General features: G+C 61.2%; 14 protein-coding genes. 7 read left to right on the top strand and 7 right to left on the bottom strand.

Translation table 11 applies throughout. From position 1 onward, the window contains the following. Positions 1–3 precede the first annotated feature (3 nt). The 7 genes from HU742_RS17250 (at position 4) to cobA (ending at position 10,306) form a co-directional block, all read left to right on the top strand. Positions 4–579, top strand: a complete 576-nt coding sequence (locus tag HU742_RS17250; protein ID WP_047737436.1) for an ANTAR domain-containing response regulator — start codon at positions 4–6, stop codon at positions 577–579. A gap of 267 nt (positions 580–846) precedes the next feature. After that, on the top strand, positions 847–2,058 hold the full coding sequence (locus HU742_RS17255; protein WP_186609882.1) for a nitrate/nitrite transporter: 1,212 nt from the start codon (positions 847–849) through the stop codon (positions 2,056–2,058). 9 nt (positions 2,059–2,067) lie between these two features. Beyond that, positions 2,068–3,738: a bifunctional protein-serine/threonine kinase/phosphatase gene (locus HU742_RS17260; protein ID WP_186636698.1), complete on the top strand. Its 1,671-nt coding sequence runs from the start codon at positions 2,068–2,070 to the stop codon at positions 3,736–3,738. Between the two features lie 317 nt (positions 3,739–4,055). Beyond that, a complete protein-coding gene (gene nirB, locus HU742_RS17265; RefSeq protein ID WP_186636701.1) occupies positions 4,056–6,509 on the top strand; it encodes a nitrite reductase large subunit NirB in 2,454 nt (817 codons plus the stop codon). Beyond that, positions 6,506–6,823, top strand: a complete 318-nt coding sequence (nirD, locus tag HU742_RS17270; RefSeq protein WP_025212685.1) for a nitrite reductase small subunit NirD — start codon at positions 6,506–6,508, stop codon at positions 6,821–6,823. The genes nirB and nirD overlap by 4 nt, the downstream gene beginning before the upstream one ends. Further along, a complete protein-coding gene (locus HU742_RS17275) occupies positions 6,823–9,540 on the top strand; it encodes a nitrate reductase (RefSeq protein WP_186636704.1) in 2,718 nt (905 codons plus the stop codon). Before nirD ends, HU742_RS17275 begins: the two co-directional genes overlap by 1 nt. A 10-nt stretch (positions 9,541–9,550) precedes the next feature. Then, positions 9,551–10,306, top strand: coding sequence for a uroporphyrinogen-III C-methyltransferase (gene cobA, locus HU742_RS17280; protein WP_186636707.1), 756 nt, complete (start codon positions 9,551–9,553; stop codon positions 10,304–10,306). Between the two features lie 656 nt (positions 10,307–10,962). Here the strand turns inward: cobA and HU742_RS17285 are convergent. The 7 genes from HU742_RS17285 to HU742_RS17315 form a co-directional block, all read right to left on the bottom strand. After that, complete coding sequence (locus tag HU742_RS17285) at positions 10,963–11,997, bottom strand: OmpA family protein (RefSeq protein WP_058542369.1); 1,035 nt, start codon at positions 11,995–11,997, stop codon at positions 10,963–10,965. A gap of 107 nt (positions 11,998–12,104) precedes the next feature. Beyond that, positions 12,105–12,695, bottom strand: coding sequence for an RNA polymerase sigma factor SigX (gene sigX, locus HU742_RS17290; RefSeq protein ID WP_025212681.1), 591 nt, complete (start codon positions 12,693–12,695; stop codon positions 12,105–12,107). Between the two features lie 91 nt (positions 12,696–12,786). Further along, positions 12,787–13,611: a mechanosensitive ion channel family protein gene (locus HU742_RS17295; protein ID WP_045155488.1), complete on the bottom strand. Its 825-nt coding sequence runs from the start codon at positions 13,609–13,611 to the stop codon at positions 12,787–12,789. A 2-nt stretch (positions 13,612–13,613) separates the two neighbouring features. Then, entirely contained in the window at positions 13,614–13,859 is a 246-nt protein-coding gene (locus tag HU742_RS17300) for a hypothetical protein (RefSeq protein ID WP_014337331.1), read from the bottom strand. A 63-nt stretch (positions 13,860–13,922) separates the two neighbouring features. Then, the gene (cmaX, locus tag HU742_RS17305; protein ID WP_186636710.1) at positions 13,923–14,918 is read right to left on the bottom strand and encodes a divalent cation transporter CmaX; all 996 of its coding nucleotides are present in this window, start codon (positions 14,916–14,918) and stop codon (positions 13,923–13,925) included. Between the two features lie 25 nt (positions 14,919–14,943). After that, positions 14,944–15,435 (bottom strand): ribonuclease E activity regulator RraA, encoded by a 492-nt coding sequence (gene rraA, locus HU742_RS17310; RefSeq protein ID WP_041021633.1) that lies wholly within the window; start codon positions 15,433–15,435, stop codon positions 14,944–14,946. Between the two features lie 127 nt (positions 15,436–15,562). After that, positions 15,563–16,552 (bottom strand): alpha/beta fold hydrolase, encoded by a 990-nt coding sequence (locus tag HU742_RS17315; RefSeq protein ID WP_186636712.1) that lies wholly within the window; start codon positions 16,550–16,552, stop codon positions 15,563–15,565. Positions 16,553–16,634 lie beyond the last annotated feature (82 nt).

Genomic DNA, 16,634 nt, shown 5'->3' on the forward strand with positions numbered 1-16,634 from the left:
ACCATGCTGCGTATCCTGCTGATCAACGACACTGCGAAAAAAGTCGGCCGCCTAAAGGCTGCCTTGATTGAAGCCGGGTTCGAAGTGATCGACGAATCCGGATTGACCATCGACCTGCCCGCGCGCGTCGAAACAGTGCGTCCGGACGTCATCCTGATCGATACCGAGTCACCCGGCCGCGATGTGATGGAACAAGTGGTGCTGGTCAGTCGCGACCAGCCACGACCGATCGTCATGTTTACCGACGAGCACGACCCGGATGTGATGCGTCAGGCGATCAAGTCGGGTGTTAGCGCCTACATTGTCGAAGGCATCCATGCCGCGCGGCTGCAACCGATCCTCGACGTCGCCATGGCCCGCTTCGAAAGCGACCAGGCCCTGCGCGCCCAGCTCCTGGCCCGGGACCAGCAACTGGCCGAACGCAAACGCATCGAACTGGCCAAGGGCATGCTGATGAAGATGAAGGACTGCAACGAGGAACAGGCCTACACCCTGATGCGCCGCCAAGCCATGAGCCGCCAGCAGAAGCTGATCCAGGTGGCGGAGCAGATCATCGCAATGAATGAGTTGCTGGGCTGAAAGCCCCCTTCCATGGATGATCGTCCCCACGCTCCGTGGCAACGATCATGACTAGGTTGGCACAGATCTCGCTTAAGCAACTCCACAGGTAACCAACGGCGGTTGCCCCACCTACGACAAAGACGTCGCACATCCTCTTCGCCTCCGGGTGCTCAGGGTTGCGGCGTTTTTTTGTTTTGGTCCTCCGGGACCGGTGGTGCGACCACAGGCGGCGCACTGCTCAAAGCACTGACTCATTTCTCGAGACTTTTACAGCTGAGGTGCGCGATGAATTCAAGCTTCTGGAAATCCGGCCACACCCCGACATTGTTCGCGGCCTTCCTCTATTTCGACCTGAGCTTCATGGTCTGGTACCTGCTCGGTCCACTGGCGGTACAGATCTCCGCCGACCTGCACTTGACCACCCAACAGCGCGGCCTGATGGTGGCGACACCGATCCTGGCCGGCGCCGTGCTGCGACTGTTCATGGGCCTGCTGGCCGACCGGATTTCACCCAAGACCGCCGGCATGGTCGGCCAGGTGATTGTGATCGGTGCGCTGTTCTGCGCCTGGAAACTGGGCATCCACAGCTACGAACAAGCACTGCTGCTGGGCCTGTTCCTGGGTGTCGCCGGCGCTTCGTTCGCCGTCGCCCTGCCGTTGGCGTCCCAGTGGTATCCGCCGCAGCATCAGGGCAAGGCCATGGGCATCGCCGGTGCGGGTAACTCAGGCACCGTGCTCGCCGCGTTGATCGCACCGGTCATGGCCGTGGCCTTCGGCTGGACCAACGTGTTCGGCTTCGCGGTGATCCCACTGGTGATCACCCTGGTGCTCTTTGCCTGGCTGGCCAAGAACGCTCCGGAGCGGCCGAAAGCCAAATCCATGGCCGACTACCTCAAGGCCTTGGGCGACCGTGACAGCTGGTGGTTCATGTTCTTCTACAGTGTGACCTTTGGCGGGTTCATCGGCCTGGCCAGCGCCCTGCCCGGCTACTTCAACGACCAATATGGCCTGAGCCCGGTCACCGCCGGCTACTACACCGCGGCCTGCGTGTTCGGTGGCAGCCTGATGCGTCCATTGGGCGGCGCGCTGGCGGACCGTTTCGGCGGCATCCGCACCTTGCTGGGCATGTACACCGTGGCGGCTGTCTGCATCGCCGCGGTCGGCTTCAACCTGCCGAGCTCCTATGCGGCGCTGGCCCTGTTCGTCTGCACCATGCTCGGCTTGGGTGCGGGCAACGGCGCAGTGTTCCAACTGGTGCCACAACGCTTCCGCCGCGAGATCGGCGTGATGACCGGCTTGATCGGCATGGCCGGCGGCATCGGCGGCTTCGCCCTCGCGGCGGGCATGGGCGCGATCAAGCAGAGCACCGGCAGCTATCAACTGGCGCTGTGGTTGTTCGCCAGCCTCGGTGTGCTGGCCTGGTTCGGCCTGTATGGCGTGAAACGTCGCTGGAGAACCACCTGGGGTTCGGCAGCGGTCACCGCGGCTCGGGTATAACCGGTCACCATGAGCCTGCAACTGAGTTTCGCCGAAGCCAGCGCTATCGGCCCACGGGAGGAAAACCAGGACGCCCTGCGCCTGGTCACCCCGGCCCCGGCGCTGGCCGCCAGCAAAGGTTACCTGTTCGCCATCGCCGACGGCGTGAGCCAATGCGCCGACGGCGGATTGGCCGCCCGTTCGACCTTGCAGGCCCTGGCCCTGGATTACTATTCCACCCCGCAGACCTGGGGCGTGGCCCAAGCGCTCGACCGGCTGCTGCTGGCTCAAAATCGCTGGTTGCAGGCCAACGGTGGCGGGCAACCGCTGCTCACCACCGTCAGCGCGCTGGTCCTGCGGGGTCGACGCTTCACCCTCGCCCATGTCGGCGATTGCCGGGTCTATCGCTGGCACGCCGATCATCTGCAACGGGTCAGCGAAGACCATGTCTGGGAACAACAGGGCATGCAACATGTGCTCAAGCGTGCCCTGGGCTTGGATCAGCATCTGATCCTGGACTTCCTCGACGGTGAATTGCGCACCGATGAAACCTTCGTGCTGCTCAGCGACGGCGTCTGGGCGGTTTTGGGGGATACGGCCATTGCCGGCATCCTTCGTGACCAGCCGGACCTGAATCTCGCGGCGCAGACCTTGGTCAACGCCGCGCATCTGGCCGGGAGCCAGGACAACGCCAGTGCCCTGCTGGTGCGCGTCGATGCCTTGGGCGAAGCCAGCATCGGCGATGCGCTGATCCAATTGCAGCAATGGCCCCTGCCGCCTGCGTTGAAACCGGGCCAAGTGTTCGAGGGCTGGCAGATCGAGAGCCTGCTCGGCCAGAGCCAGCAGTCGTTGCTCTACCGGGTCCACGACGGTCAGGGCCAACCCTGGCTGCTGAAAACCTTGCCCGTGCACCTGCGAGACGATAGCCGGGCCGGGCAAGCGTTATTGTCGGAAGAATGGTTTCTCAAGCGCGTCGCGGGCAGGCAGTTTCCGGAAGTGCACGGCGTGCCCCAGCGCCAGCATTTGTACTACGTGATGCGCGAATACCAGGGCGAGACCCTGGCCGAGCTGTTCAGCCAGGGCGGGCCGTTGCCCCTGGCCCAGTGGCTGGACCTGGCGCAACGGCTGGTACGGGCGGTCGGCCTACTGCATCGCCGGCAGATTTATCACCGCGACATCAAGCCGGAAAACCTGCACCTGGGCGACGACGGGGAATTGCGCTTGCTGGATTTCGGCTTGGCGTACTGCCCGGGCCTGTCCGAAGACCAGGCCAACGTCTTGCCCGGCACGCCCAGCTACATCGCTCCGGAGGCGTTCGGCGGCACATTGCCTACGGCGCAGCAGGATTTGTACGCCGTCGGCGTGACGCTGTATTACCTGCTGACCGGGCATTATCCCTACGGCGAAATCGAAGCCTTCCAACGTCCGCGCTTTGGCGTGTCGGTGAGTGCTCATCGTTATCGGCCCGACCTGCCTGAATGGCTTGGACTAAGCCTGGATCGCGCGGTGGCGGCGGACCCAGCTCAGCGCTTTGAAACCGCCGAAGAATGGTTATTGCTACTGGAACAAGGCGAGCGCCGCAGCTTGAGCGTAAGGCCTCGGCCGCTGCTGGAACGAGAGCCGCTGAAGGTCTGGCGGACGTTGGCGCTGGGGTCGTTGGTGGTGAATGTTGTGCTGTTGTTTCTGGTTTTTCATTCATGACACCAACCCCACCGCGCTCCATTACCGGGCAACACGCTTTGATTCGGTGCAATAACTCCCCCTCCAACGCGCCCGCCCCTCGCTTGCCCCAATAAATCCGGGTCCCCGAGCCACTTGGCACAACCACTGCATAACCTCTCTCACCATACATAAAGCAACGCCTCCAACGATGAAGGCGGTGCTTCCCGAGAGAACGGGACCAGGACAAAGGCGTCCTCGCTAGGCCACTAGCGAGACGCCTTTTTTTGTTTTCGTAAAAATGTCGAGCCAGTCCGATCGCCGTGATGAAACCGGACCTGAGCTTGCGGAGAACCCTGATGAAAAAACTCAAACTGGTAATGATCGGCAACGGCATGGCCGGGGTTCGCACCCTCGAGGAACTGCTCAAGCTGAGCAACGAGCTCTACGACATCACGGTATTCGGCGCCGAGCCTCACACCAATTACAACCGCATCCTGCTGTCGCCGGTGCTGGCCGGGGAGCAAACGTTCGAAGACATCGTGCTCAACGACCTGAGCTGGTACTTGGAAAACAACATCAAGTTGCTGCTCAACCGCAAAGTCGTGGAGATCGATCGCATCAAGCGCCGGGTCATCGCCGAAGACGGTAGCGAAGCCGAATACGACCGCCTGCTGATCGCCACCGGCTCTACGCCGTTCATCTTGCCGATCCCCGGCAACACCCTGGACGGCGTGATTGGCTACCGCGACATCGCCGACACCCAAGCGATGATCGACACCGCCAAGACTCACAAGCACGCCGTGGTGATCGGCGGCGGCTTGCTGGGCCTGGAAGCGGCCAACGGCCTGAAGTTGCGCGGCATGGACGTGACCGTCGTGCACATCGGTGAATGGCTGTTGGAACGGCAACTGGACAAGACCAGCGGCCAACTGCTGCAAACCGCCCTGGAAAATCGTGGCCTCAAGTTCCGCCTGTGTGAACAGACCCAGGCCCTGCACGACGCCGGCAATGGCCGGGTCGGCTCGGTACAGTTCAAGAACGGCGACATCATCCCCGCCGACCTGGTGGTGATGGCCGCCGGCATCCGCCCCAACACCGAACTTGCGGAAAAATCCGGCATCCCGTGCAACCGCGGGATCCTGGTCAACGACACGATGCAAACCTACGATCCGCGCGTCTATGCCATCGGCGAGTGCGCCAGCCACCGTGGCACGGCTTATGGCTTGGTGGCCCCGTTGTTCGAACAAGCCAAGGTCTGCGCCAATCACCTCGCGCAACTGGGCTTCGCCACTTACAAGGGCTCGGTCACGTCGACCAAGTTGAAAGTCACCGGCATCGACCTGTTCTCCGCCGGGGATTTCATGGGTGGCGAAGGCACCGAGACCATCACCCTTTCCGACCCGATCGGTGGCGTCTACAAAAAACTGGTGATCAAGGATGACGTGCTGGTCGGCGCCTGCCTGTACGGCGACACAGCGGATGGCGGCTGGTATTTCCGCCAGATCCGTGAGAACCACGCCATCAGCGAGATCCGCGATCACCTGATGTTTGGGGAAAACGCTTTAGGCGACGTAGGCCACCAAGGCCAGGACAAAGCCATGAGCATGGCCGACACGGCCGAAGTCTGCGGCTGCAACGGCGTGTGCAAGGGCACCATCGTCAAGGCCATCCAGGAACACGGGCTATTCAGCGTCGATGACGTGAAAAAACACACCAAGGCCGCCAGTTCCTGCGGCTCCTGCGCCGGCCTGGTGGAACAGATCCTGATCAACACCGTGGGCGGTGCGGCGGACGTCAAGCCGAAAAGCGAAAAAGCCATCTGCGGCTGCAGCGACCTCAACCACGGCCAGATCCGCCAGGCGATCCGCGACCAGCACCTGCTGACCATCGCCGGGACCATGAGCTATTTGAACTGGCGCACTCCCAACGGCTGCGCGACGTGCCGCCCGGCCCTGAACTATTACCTGATCTCCACCTGGCCAGGCGAAGCCCAGGACGACCCGCAGTCGCGCCTGATCAACGAGCGGGCCCACGCCAACATCCAGAAAGACGGCACCTATTCGGTGGTTCCGCGGATGTGGGGCGGCGTGACCAACCCTTCCGAACTGCGGCGCATCGCCGACGTGGCCGACAAGTACAACGTGCCGATGGTCAAGGTCACCGGCGGGCAGCGCATCGATCTGCTGGGCATCAAGAAGCAGGATTTGCCCGGCGTGTGGAAAGACCTCGACATGCCGTCCGGCCACGCCTACGGCAAGTCCATCCGCACCGTGAAGACCTGCGTTGGCAGCGAGTTCTGCCGCTTCGGCACGCAGAACTCCACCCAGCTTGGCATCGAGCTCGAGCACGATCTGTTCAATATGTGGTCGCCGCACAAGGTGAAGCTGGCCGTCTCCGGTTGCCCACGCAACTGCTCGGAAGCCGGCATCAAGGACGTGGGAATTATCGGCGTCGATTCGGGCTGGGAGATGTACATCGGCGGCAACGGCGGGATCAAGACCGAGGTCGCCGAGTTCTTCGTCAAGCTCAAGACCGCCGAAGAAGTCCGCGAATACAACGGTGCTTTCCTGCAGCTGTACCGCGAGGAAGCCTTTTACCTGGAACGCACCGTGCACTACATGCAACGGGTCGGCATGGAACACATCAAGAAAGCCGTGTTGGAAGACCCGGAGCGGCGCAAGGCCCTTCATGAACGCCTGAAGTTTTCCTTGTCGCTGGAACAAGACCCGTGGAAGCAACGCCTGGAACAGCCTCAGCTGAAAAAAGAATTCGAAGTCATCCCTGTGAAGACCTTGGAGGTGCCGGCATGAACTGGCTGGATATCTGCGCGCTGGAAGAGATCAATATCCTCGGTTCGCGCATCATCAATGGCCCGAAAGGCGACATCGCGATTTTCCGCACCAGCGACGACGAGGTGTTCGCCCTCGATGACCGTTGCCCGCACAAGGGTGGCCCGCTGTCCCAAGGGTTGGTCTACGGCAAGCGCGTCGCCTGCCCGTTGCACAACTGGCAGATCGACCTGGAGAGCGGCCAGGCCCAGGCCCCCGACGTGGGCTGCGCCCATCATCATTCGGCGCGGGTCGAGAACGGCCGGGTCATGCTCGCCCTGCGGGACGCAAGCTGATGAACCGCCAGATCACTGCCTCGACCTGCTGTTATTGCGGGGTCGGTTGCGGCGTCCTGATCGAGCATGACGGCGAGCGCATCCTTGGCGTCAGCGGCGATCCCGCCCATCCGGCCAACTTCGGCAAACTGTGCAGCAAGGGCTCGACCCTGCACCTGACCGGCGACCTCGCCGCGCGCGCCCTGTATCCCGAGCTACGCCTGGGTAAAAGCCTGGCCAGGGGCCGCACCGACTGGGACAGCGCCCTGGATCACGCCGCCAGCGTCTTCGCCGACACGATCGCCGAGCACGGCCCCGACAGCGTGGCGTTCTACATCTCCGGCCAATTGCTGACCGAGGATTACTACGCCTTCAACAAACTTGCCCGGGCATTGGTGGGCACCAACAACATCGACAGTAATTCGCGGCTGTGCATGTCCTCCGCCGTGGTGGGCTACAAGCGCAGCCTCGGTGCCGACGCCCCACCCTGCAGCTACGAAGACCTGGAGCTGAGCGACTGCGTGATGATTGTCGGCAGCAACATGGCCTACGCCCACCCGATCCTGTTTCGCCGCCTGGAAGAGGCCAAATCCCGCCGGCCGCAGATGAAAATCATCGTCATCGATCCCCGGCGCACCGACACCTGCGACCTGGCCGACCTGCACCTGGCGATTCTGCCGGGCACCGACGTGGCCTTGTTTCATGGGATTTTGCACTTGCTGCTGTGGGAAGACTGGGTCGACCGCAGCTTCATCAAGGCCCATACCGAAGGCCTGGCGGACCTGAAGAATCTGGTGCGCGACTACACGCCGACCATGGTCGCTCAACTGTGCGGCATCAGCGTCGAGCAACTGCACCAGTGCGCCGAATGGGTCGGCACCTCCCCGAGTTTCCTGTCGTTGTGGTGCATGGGCTTGAACCAGTCCACCGCCGGCAGCGCAAAAAACAGCGCGCTGATCAATTTGCACCTGGCCACCGGCCAAATTGGCCGGCCGGGTGCGGGACCGTTCTCGTTGACTGGCCAGCCTAACGCAATGGGCGGCAGGGAAACCGGCAGTCTGTCCAACCTGCTGCCGGGCCATCGCGAAGCGGGCAATCCTGAGCATCGCGCCGAAGTCGCCAGCTATTGGGGCGTGGAACAACTGCCCAGCACTCCGGGGCTGAGCGCCATTGAGCTCTTCGAACAGGTGCGCAGCGGCAAGATCAAGGCCCTGTGGATCGCCTGCACCAACCCGGCCCAATCGATGCCGGACCAGACCGCCGTGCGCGAAGCCCTGCAAACCTGCCCGTTCGTGGTGTTGCAGGAAGCCTTCCGAACTACCGAGACCGCCGCGTTTGCCGACCTGTTGCTGCCGGCGGCCAGTTGGGGCGAAAAGGAAGGCTCGGTGACCAATTCCGAACGGCGTATTTCCCACGTTCGCCGGGCAATAAATGCACCGGGCGAAGCACGTCCGGACTGGGCCATCACCGTGGATTTCGCACAGCGCCTGGAAAAACGCCTGCGCCCGAACCTACCCAGCCTGTTCGCCTTCGACGCCCCGGCCCAACTGTTCGATGAATACAAACAACTGACCCGCGGCCGCGACCTGGACCTGTCCGGCATCAGCCATGCGTTGATCGATCAACTTGGCCCACAACAATGGCCTTTCCCGGAAGGCGCCACGGTTGGAACGGCGCGTTTGTATGTGGACGGGATTTTTCCTACCGACAGTGGCCGTGCCCGGTTTATGGCCGAACCCTATCGCGCCGCCAAGGAGCTACGTGACGCACGCTACCCGCTGACCCTGAACACCGGTCGTCTGCGGGACCAATGGCACGGCATGAGCCGCACCGGCACCGCTGCGCAATTGTTTGGGCATGTGAACGAAGCCGTGCTCAGCCTGCATCCGGACGAACTGAATCGCCATCGTCTGCGAGCCGGCGATCTGGTCAGCCTGAAAAGCCGTCGCGGCAGCGTGATCGTGGCAGTGGACAGTGACGAGAGCGTTCGCCCTGGCCAAGCCTTCCTGCCCATGCATTGGGGCGACCGGTTTCTCAAGGGCGGCGTAAATACCCTGACTCAACCGGCTTTCGACCCGTTGTCGAAACAGCCGGAACTCAAGCACAGCGGCGTGCGCCTGGAACCGGTGAACCTGCCTTGGCAACTTTTCGCCTTGGTCGAGGGCGATGTTCAGCAGCATCTGGAGACGCTGCGTCCGCTGTGTGAGGCGTTTGCCTACGTCAGCCTGAGCCTGACTGGACGCGAACGCCCCGCGCTGCTGATCCGCGCTGCCAGCGCCGTTGCGCCAGAACCGCAACTGCTACAGGCGATCGACGAACAACTGGGGCTGATCGACGGGCCGGTGCTGGCCTATGACGATCCGCGTCGCTCCATCGGTAAACGGGTACGGATCGAAAATGGTCGTATCACTGCCATTCGCCTGGCCGGCGAAACCCTGGCCCGGCACTGGCTGCAGAACCTGTGGCTGGAAGGCCGTGCCGATGAGCAACTGCGCCGTTGGTTACTGGCACCGCTGAGCGCGCCGCCGGGCAACGTCGGCGCTACCGTGGGCGGTGGCAAGACGCTCTGCAATTGCATGAACGTCAGCCAACGCGCCATCTGCGCCGGCATCGAGCGTGGCTTGGACTTGCAGGGATTGAAAAAAGAACTGGGTTGCGGCACGCAATGCGGTTCCTGCGTACCTGAAATCAAGCGCCTGCTGGTTGCCACCGCGCAACCGGTGGCCGCGATCTCGTGAGGAAAACACTATGAACGCAAAAGTCTGGCTGGTGGGTGCAGGTCCTGGCGACCCTGAATTGCTGACCCTCAAAGCCGTGCGCGCCTTGGGCGAGGCGGATGTGGTGTTGATCGACGATCTGGTCAACGTCGCGGTGCTGGAGCATTGCCCCGCTGCACGCGTCATCGCCGTGGGCAAGCGCGGCGGCTGCCGGTCCACGCCACAGGCATTCATTCACCGGCTGATGTTGCGTTATGCCCGCCAAGGCAAATGCGTGGTGCGCCTCAAGGGCGGCGATCCGTGCATCTTCGGTCGCGGCGGTGAAGAGGCGCAGTGGTTGCGCGAGCATGGGGTCGAAGTGGAATTGGTCAACGGCATCACCGCCGGCCTCGCGGGCGCCACCCAATGCGATATTTCACTGACCCTGCGCGGAATCGCCCGGGGCGTGACCCTGGTCACGGCCCACACTCAGGACGGCAGCAGCCTGAACTGGCAAGCCCTGGCGCAAAGCGGGACCACCCTGGTGGTGTACATGGGCGTGGCGAAACTGAGCGAGATCCGCGAGCAGTTGTTGGCCGGTGGCCTGGCGGCGGACACGCCCGTGGCCATGATCGAAAACGCCTCCCTGCCCCACCAGCGCGACTGCCGCAGCGACCTGGCCTCGATGGAAGCCGATGCCAGCGCGTTTCAACTCAAGAGCCCGGCGATCCTGGTGATTGGCGCGGTGGCCGGCGCTGCTGAACTGCCCGCCTCGCAGCGTGCCTGGGCGCGGGCGTCAGCCCTCTGACAGACAACCCCTACCATGTGGGAGCGAGCTTGCTCGCGATGGCAATGTATCAGCAACCTGAAGGGTGACTGACACACCTCAATCGCGAGCAGGCTCCCACAATGAGATTGAAGTACAGCCGCCGGAGATAGGTCGGCTGTCAGGCCGCCTTCGCGAGCAAGCCCGCTCCACAATGAGATCGAGCACGACCGGGAAAGCCAGGTCGGCTGTTAGGCCGCCTCGCTTTTGATTTTGATCTGGGGCGCCCCGTTAACCACGATGGCCGAACGCAGGTATTGTGGAGTGGGCATCTCGGCATGGATGCCGGGATAGCCGCGCTGGGCCATGGATGGCCCTTCGCGGCGGGCCCACGGAGCAATGCCGGAGTGAGGGCATGCCGAGCCTAAGCGAGGCACCGAGTGGTGGGGCAAGCCTTTTTTGCTTACTTTTTTTGGCGTCTGAAAAAAAGTGAGCCGCCGTAAGGGCGGAACCCTAAGTAGCCGTTACCGCAGCAATGGATATGTACCCAGTCAACAACCCCCCGGCCGACTGTCAAACCGCCATCGCGAGCAAGCTCGCTCCCACAGGTCTCGTGCTTTCCCAGCCCCCTGATTTCCATAAATCCCACGCAAAGAAAAGCCCGGCCTAGGCCGGGCTTTTCCAAAGCTGTGGGCTAATTACTTAGCTTGGGCTTCAACCTGCGCTTCTACGCGACGGTTAACTGCACGACCAGCTTCAGTGGCGTTGTCAGCAACTGGGCGGGATTCGCCGTAGCCAACAGACTGAACGCGGGACGATTCAACACCGTACTGGTTGGTCAGAACTTGCTTAACGGCGTTTGCACGACGCTCAGACAGCTTCTGGTTGTAAGCGTCAGGACCGACGGAGTCAGTGTGACCTTCAACAGTGGTGCTGGTGGATGGGTACTGCTTCATGAAATCAGCCAGGTTCTTGATGTCGCCGTAGCTGTTTTCTTTAACGACCGACTTGTCGAAGTCGAACTTGACGTCCAGCTCAACACGTACGACTTCAGCAACAGCTGGGCAGCCATCAGCGTCAACGGTTACGTTGGCTGGGGTGTCAGGGCACTTGTCGACGTTGTCGCACACGCCATCGTTGTCGCTGTCGGAGCAGACTTCAGCTGGCGCTGGAACTGGAGCAGCAGCAGGCTTGGAGCCGCCACCGAAGTTCACACCGATACCGACGCTTGGCGCCCACTCGGTGTCGCCCTGGTCGATGTTGTACTGAGCTTCAACGCCGGCACGGGCGTAGAAGTTGTCAGTGAAATACAGCTTGGCGCCGCCACCAACGTTGGCGAAGGTAGAACGGTTACGACCGTTGCTGCCATTCTGGTCGATGCTCTGGTCCGAGAAACCGGCAGAGACGTATGGACGCAGCATGTCGCCTGGGTTGTTGAAGTGGTACAGAGCGTCCAGAGCGGTGTTGGCGCCCTTGACGTTAGTGCCATCGTCGGTACGTGCGTTGTGCACTTCGTCGTAGGCCAGACGCAGTTCAACGTCGTCGGTCAGGAAGTAACCGACCGAACCGCCGAACAGGTTGCCGTTGTTCTTGAAGTCACGAGCGCTGTCGAACATTTCTTTCTTGGCGAAGCCTTCGATTTCAACTGCGCCTTGGCCTTGTGCCAGAGCGCCGAACGAAGTGGCAGCAATCAAAGAACCAATGGCAAAGCCCAAGGTGTTTTTCAGTTTCATCCGTTAAATCCCCATCTGGTGATTGTGAAGCAGTCCCGCAAACCGGGGGACAACTCGGCGGCAAGTCTATCAGAACTTGCCTACACGTAAGAGATATTTGCGCCGAACTAAGTTTCAGCAATGCCCGCAAATTTCTCACGTAGCTTATCGAGAGCGCGCTTGTAACGCATTTTTGTCGCACTCAAACCCATATGCATTATGTCTGCGATCTCCTGGAATTCCAGTTCTGCGACAAATCGTAGCACCAGAATTTCCCGATCGATCGGGTTCACATAAACCAGCCAGCGATCGAGTCCACCTTTTTCCTCGGGCTTGGGCGCCTTTTCTTCGGACGCTTCCTCGAGAGGGTCAAGGCTCAATGCATCCATCAAGCGACGCTTTCGCCGTTCCTTGCGATACTGCGTGATGCATTCGTTGTAAGTGATGCTGTATAGCCAAGTCTTGAACTTCGATTTCCCCTCGAAGTTCTTCAGGCCGTACAGCACCTTCAACATCACCTCCTGACAGACATCGTCAGCGTCGCGATCGTTCCCAAGATATCGTGCACAAACGTTAAATAATGTCCGCTGGTAGCGGCGCATCAACTCTTCGTAGGCCCGCGTAACGTGAAACAGCTCCGTATGCGCGCGCGCGACCAACTCCTCATCAGAGAGATCACGGGGGTCGTAGCGCGTGGATAGCGATTGGGGTTTGTTCAAAACAAGTCGGGCCGACAGTCTAGGTCAATGTGCGCCGCACCCTGCGGTGGCAGGCATTTCGCGGCGGCATACATTAGCAGGGTTTGCCGGGTTAGCGGCTACTCACATGCTGTTCCAGCAGGATCCGATTGGAAAGCGACACCAGCTCGCCCTCTTCGGTCAGCAATGTGGTTTTCACCGTGCCGATCTCTTCGATCTGGCCTTCGACCTCGCCAACACGCACTTGTTGTCCAACCTCATACAGCTCACGCACATAGATTCCCGCAAGAATCTGACCGGCGATTTCCCGGCTTCCCAACCCCATCGCCAGCGCAACCGCCAGACCAACGGTAATCAAGACAATCACGATCACATGGTTGAGCAGGTCAGTCTTGACCTCCAACTGGCTGATCGCGACCGAAATACTGATGATGATGACAAGCCCTTGGGCGATTCGCCCAAGTCCCGAAGCGTAGTCCAGTCCAACGCCCTCGGCGGCGCCGCGTACCAGCCCGTTGGCCAGTTGCGCCAACAGGACGCCCACCAGCAACACCAACGCCGCGCCAAACACCTTCGGCAAATACAGCGCAAGCATGTCGAGCGTAGCTGAAACGCGCTCCAGGCCCAGGGATTCAGCCGCCGACACAAGAAATATAAGCAGCACGAACCAATAGACGATCTTGCCCACCAGCGTCGAGATCGGCACCTGGATGCCGCCGCGAGACAACAGTTTGGTCAGGCCGGTGCCGCCCATCAGGCGGTCGAGGCCCAATTTGGCGAGCAGCTTGGAAAGCAGCGTGTCCAGCAGCTTGGCCACGACGAACCCCAGCAACAGCACCACCAGGGCGCCAAAAAGGTTGGGGATAAAATTAGCTATCTTGGTCCACAACGCAGTCATTGCCGTGACGAGGCTCTGGGTCCAGAGATCAAGTTCCATATTCAATCAGCCTTATCAGCGGTGCGAGTAACAGGTTTGCGACGGGAAACCGGCGAGACATGGGCCGACCCGTTGTTCAACGCGATCATCAGCGCGGGCAACCAACGGCCCAGCAGGCTGAACAGATCGCCGGCGCCGACCTGGCGGTTGGCGGTTTTCAGTACACGCCCCAGGCATGCATCGTCGTCCCGGCTGGACGGCGAGGCCTTGAGCATGTCGCGCAGAGACTGTTCGAACGGATCGTGCATACGCACCTCTCGTGATGTCTGTGGAAGACGCGACCAGATTTCGTCGGGTCACATGAAAGCCCATCACACCCAACGCAAACGGCGGAATAACCACCATTGCCCCAAGGCCACGCACGCCATCAGCAGGCAGGCGACCAGGAATCCGTAAGGGCTGTCGGACAAGGGAATGCCGCCGACATTGATACCCAGCAGGCCGGTGAGAAAACTCATCGGCAGGAAGATCCCGGTAATGATGCCGAAGCGGTACATGGTGCGGTTCATGCGCACCGAAAGACGCCGGTCCTCGGCCTCCAGCACAAGCCCCACGCGCTCTCGGGTCAATTCCAGCTCTTCGAGGTAGCGCGTCAGGCTGTTGTTCAATTCATTCCAATAGTCGCCATCGTCCTCGACGAACCAAGGCAACTTGATCCGCGACATCTGGCCGAAGATGTCCCGCTGTGGCGCCAGGAATCGCTTCAGTCCGGCGGCCCTGCGACGGATGTGCAAAATGGCGTCGTGCTCGGGTGTATACCGTTCGTCGGTATCGAGTTTTTCTTCCTCGCTGTCGACGATTTCAGACAGGCACGTCACCAGGTCCTGCACTTTATTGGTCAGGTATTGCGCCATATAAAGGATGAGTTCCGACGCGGTCTTCGGACCCTTGCCTTCAACCAGCTCCGCCAGCAGCTCATCGGTGGCGCGCAGTGGGCGCAACCGCAGGGAGATCACACGCTGGGCCGAGGCAAAGATGCGCACCGACACCATGTCTTCAGGCTCGGCACCCGGATTGAGGTTGATCCCGCGAAGAAACAGCAGCAATTCGGCATTGGGCAGGGGCAACAAGCGTGGCCGGGTGTTCTCTTCCAGCAACAGATCGCAGTTGAATTCACTCAAGCCACTGGATTTGCGCAACCACGTATGGGTTTGTGGATGGCTGCGATCCCAGTGCAGCCACAGGCTTTCATGGGCCTGCAACTGCAAATCGTCAAGTTCGGTCCGGGCTATCGAACGCGCGCCGCCTTTACCATCCAGCACCAGGGCATGAACCAGCCCCCATTGCGCGTTTTCTTCCTCGAACATCCTCATCCCTTATGGCTATTTCGTTTCATTCAGGCATTTTCAGTGGGCTTGGCGAGACGATCACGCCGTTGTTGTCCGCATAGACATACTCGCCCGGACGAAAGGTCACGCCGGCGAAGGTCACGGCAACATTGAGATCGCCGATGCCGCGCTTGTCGGTTTTCATCGGATGACTGGCCAGGGCCTGGACGCCCAGGTCGGTCTGGGCAATGACGTCGACGTCGCGGATGCAACCGTAGATCACCAAGCCTTCCCAGCCGTTCTTCGCGGCTTTTTCCGCGAGCATGTCGCCCAGCAGGGCCCGACGCAGGGAACCGCCGCCATCCACGACCAGCACTTTCCCATTGCCCTTGAGTTCAACCTGCTCCTTGACCAGCGAGTTGTCTTCGAAGCACTTGATGGTCACGATTTCGCCGCCGAACGAATCGCGGCCACCGAAATTGCTGAACATCGGCTCCAATACTTGCACCAGGTCCGGATAGGCATCGCACAGGTCGGGCGTGAGGTAATGGTTCATCGAACAACTCCTGCAGGGCTTGAACGTCTGGCTGAATGAACAACCGTTTGTGACCGGAACAACGTAGCGCGTCATATCTTAGCCGCTAGCCGACCAGAGCGAAATGCCCCTGTCCAGGGCCTTCGCGTTAAACAGCTTCGGCCAATCCGGACGGTTCCGCCAACAGCGGCGCGCATTGATTTTCCAGCCAGCGCGCCACCAGCGGCCAGACCTCGGCGTGCGCGGCTTTGCTGACGAGCATTTGAACATGGCCAAAATCGTCGCTGAAGCCCTGCTCCCGGCCGAGACAGACGAACTGTTTGTACCCGGAACCGATCTGCTCGAACAACTTACGACAGGCCCAGGTCGGGTCCTGACGATCGCCGGCGGCACTCACCGCCAGCACCGGCACTTGCACATCGGCCAGGCCTGCCCACCAGTTTTTTTCGGCATCGCCGAAACGCCCGAACAGCCCATACCAGCGCATGCTCTCCAGGGCCAGCCCGATGGGCTCGTCCTCCGGGCCGCGCTTGAGCCTTGAGCCAGACAGTTGCGCAAACCGCTTGAGGATGAATCTTCCGCTCCACTCCACCGGCGGAATTTTCAGCGGCCAATAGGTGCGGCTGACCTGAGTACCGAAAAACGCCGCCGACGCCACGGCGGGCTCGCCCAGATAATGCCCGCCCAAGGCTGCCGCCAAGGTAATGCCACCCAGGGAATGACCGATCCAATGGGGCACCTGGCCGCTTTGCTCACGCACAAAGGCGCCGATGGCCGGCAAGTCGTAACGGGCATAGTCGGCGACGCGGTTGTTGCGGTAGCCCCGGTTGCGTTGGGACAGCCCATGACCGCGCATCTCGGGAATCCAGACATCAAACCCACGCCGCACCAGATACGCCCCAAGCCCAAGGCCCTTGGGCGAATACCAGAAGCGCCGGTTGGAAAAGCTGCCGTGCAGCAGGATCACCGGGACGCCACGGCGTTCGCCGGCATCCGCCATGCCCAGGCGGGTGACGGCCAGTTCGACGCTGTAGTCCGGGCTGTTGCCGGGTTTCAAGCGATAGACATCTTCGCTCAGATCACCACGCCGCTCGGCGCTGATCAGGGCGACAGGAAATAAGTTGCTGCTGCTTTGCATGATGCTCTTGCACAAAAAAGGCGGATTCCGTGCGGAGCCCGCCCTGCTTCAATCAAAAGGGGCCAACGGGGCCCCTTCACTC

The organism is Pseudomonas marvdashtae, from assembly GCF_014268655.2.
Taxonomy (GTDB): Bacteria; Pseudomonadota; Gammaproteobacteria; order Pseudomonadales; family Pseudomonadaceae; genus Aquipseudomonas; species Aquipseudomonas marvdashtae.

Coding starts and splice junctions, on each gene's coding strand:
- HU742_RS17250 (WP_047737436.1), top strand. CDS start 4: ATGCTGCGTATCCTGCTGATCAACGACACTGCGAAAAAAGTCGGCCGC.
- HU742_RS17255 (WP_186609882.1), top strand. CDS start 847: ATGAATTCAAGCTTCTGGAAATCCGGCCACACCCCGACATTGTTCGCG.
- HU742_RS17260 (WP_186636698.1), top strand. CDS start 2,068: ATGAGCCTGCAACTGAGTTTCGCCGAAGCCAGCGCTATCGGCCCACGG.
- nirB (WP_186636701.1), top strand. CDS start 4,056: ATGAAAAAACTCAAACTGGTAATGATCGGCAACGGCATGGCCGGGGTT.
- nirD (WP_025212685.1), top strand. CDS start 6,506: ATGAACTGGCTGGATATCTGCGCGCTGGAAGAGATCAATATCCTCGGT.
- HU742_RS17275 (WP_186636704.1), top strand. CDS start 6,823: ATGAACCGCCAGATCACTGCCTCGACCTGCTGTTATTGCGGGGTCGGT.
- cobA (WP_186636707.1), top strand. CDS start 9,551: ATGAACGCAAAAGTCTGGCTGGTGGGTGCAGGTCCTGGCGACCCTGAA.
- HU742_RS17285 (WP_058542369.1), bottom strand. CDS start 11,997: ATGAAACTGAAAAACACCTTGGGCTTTGCCATTGGTTCTTTGATTGCT.
- HU742_RS17295 (WP_045155488.1), bottom strand. CDS start 13,611: ATGGAACTTGATCTCTGGACCCAGAGCCTCGTCACGGCAATGACTGCG.
- HU742_RS17300 (WP_014337331.1), bottom strand. CDS start 13,859: ATGCACGATCCGTTCGAACAGTCTCTGCGCGACATGCTCAAGGCCTCG.
- cmaX (WP_186636710.1), bottom strand. CDS start 14,918: ATGTTCGAGGAAGAAAACGCGCAATGGGGGCTGGTTCATGCCCTGGTG.
- rraA (WP_041021633.1), bottom strand. CDS start 15,435: ATGAACCATTACCTCACGCCCGACCTGTGCGATGCCTATCCGGACCTG.
- HU742_RS17315 (WP_186636712.1), bottom strand. CDS start 16,552: ATGCAAAGCAGCAGCAACTTATTTCCTGTCGCCCTGATCAGCGCCGAG.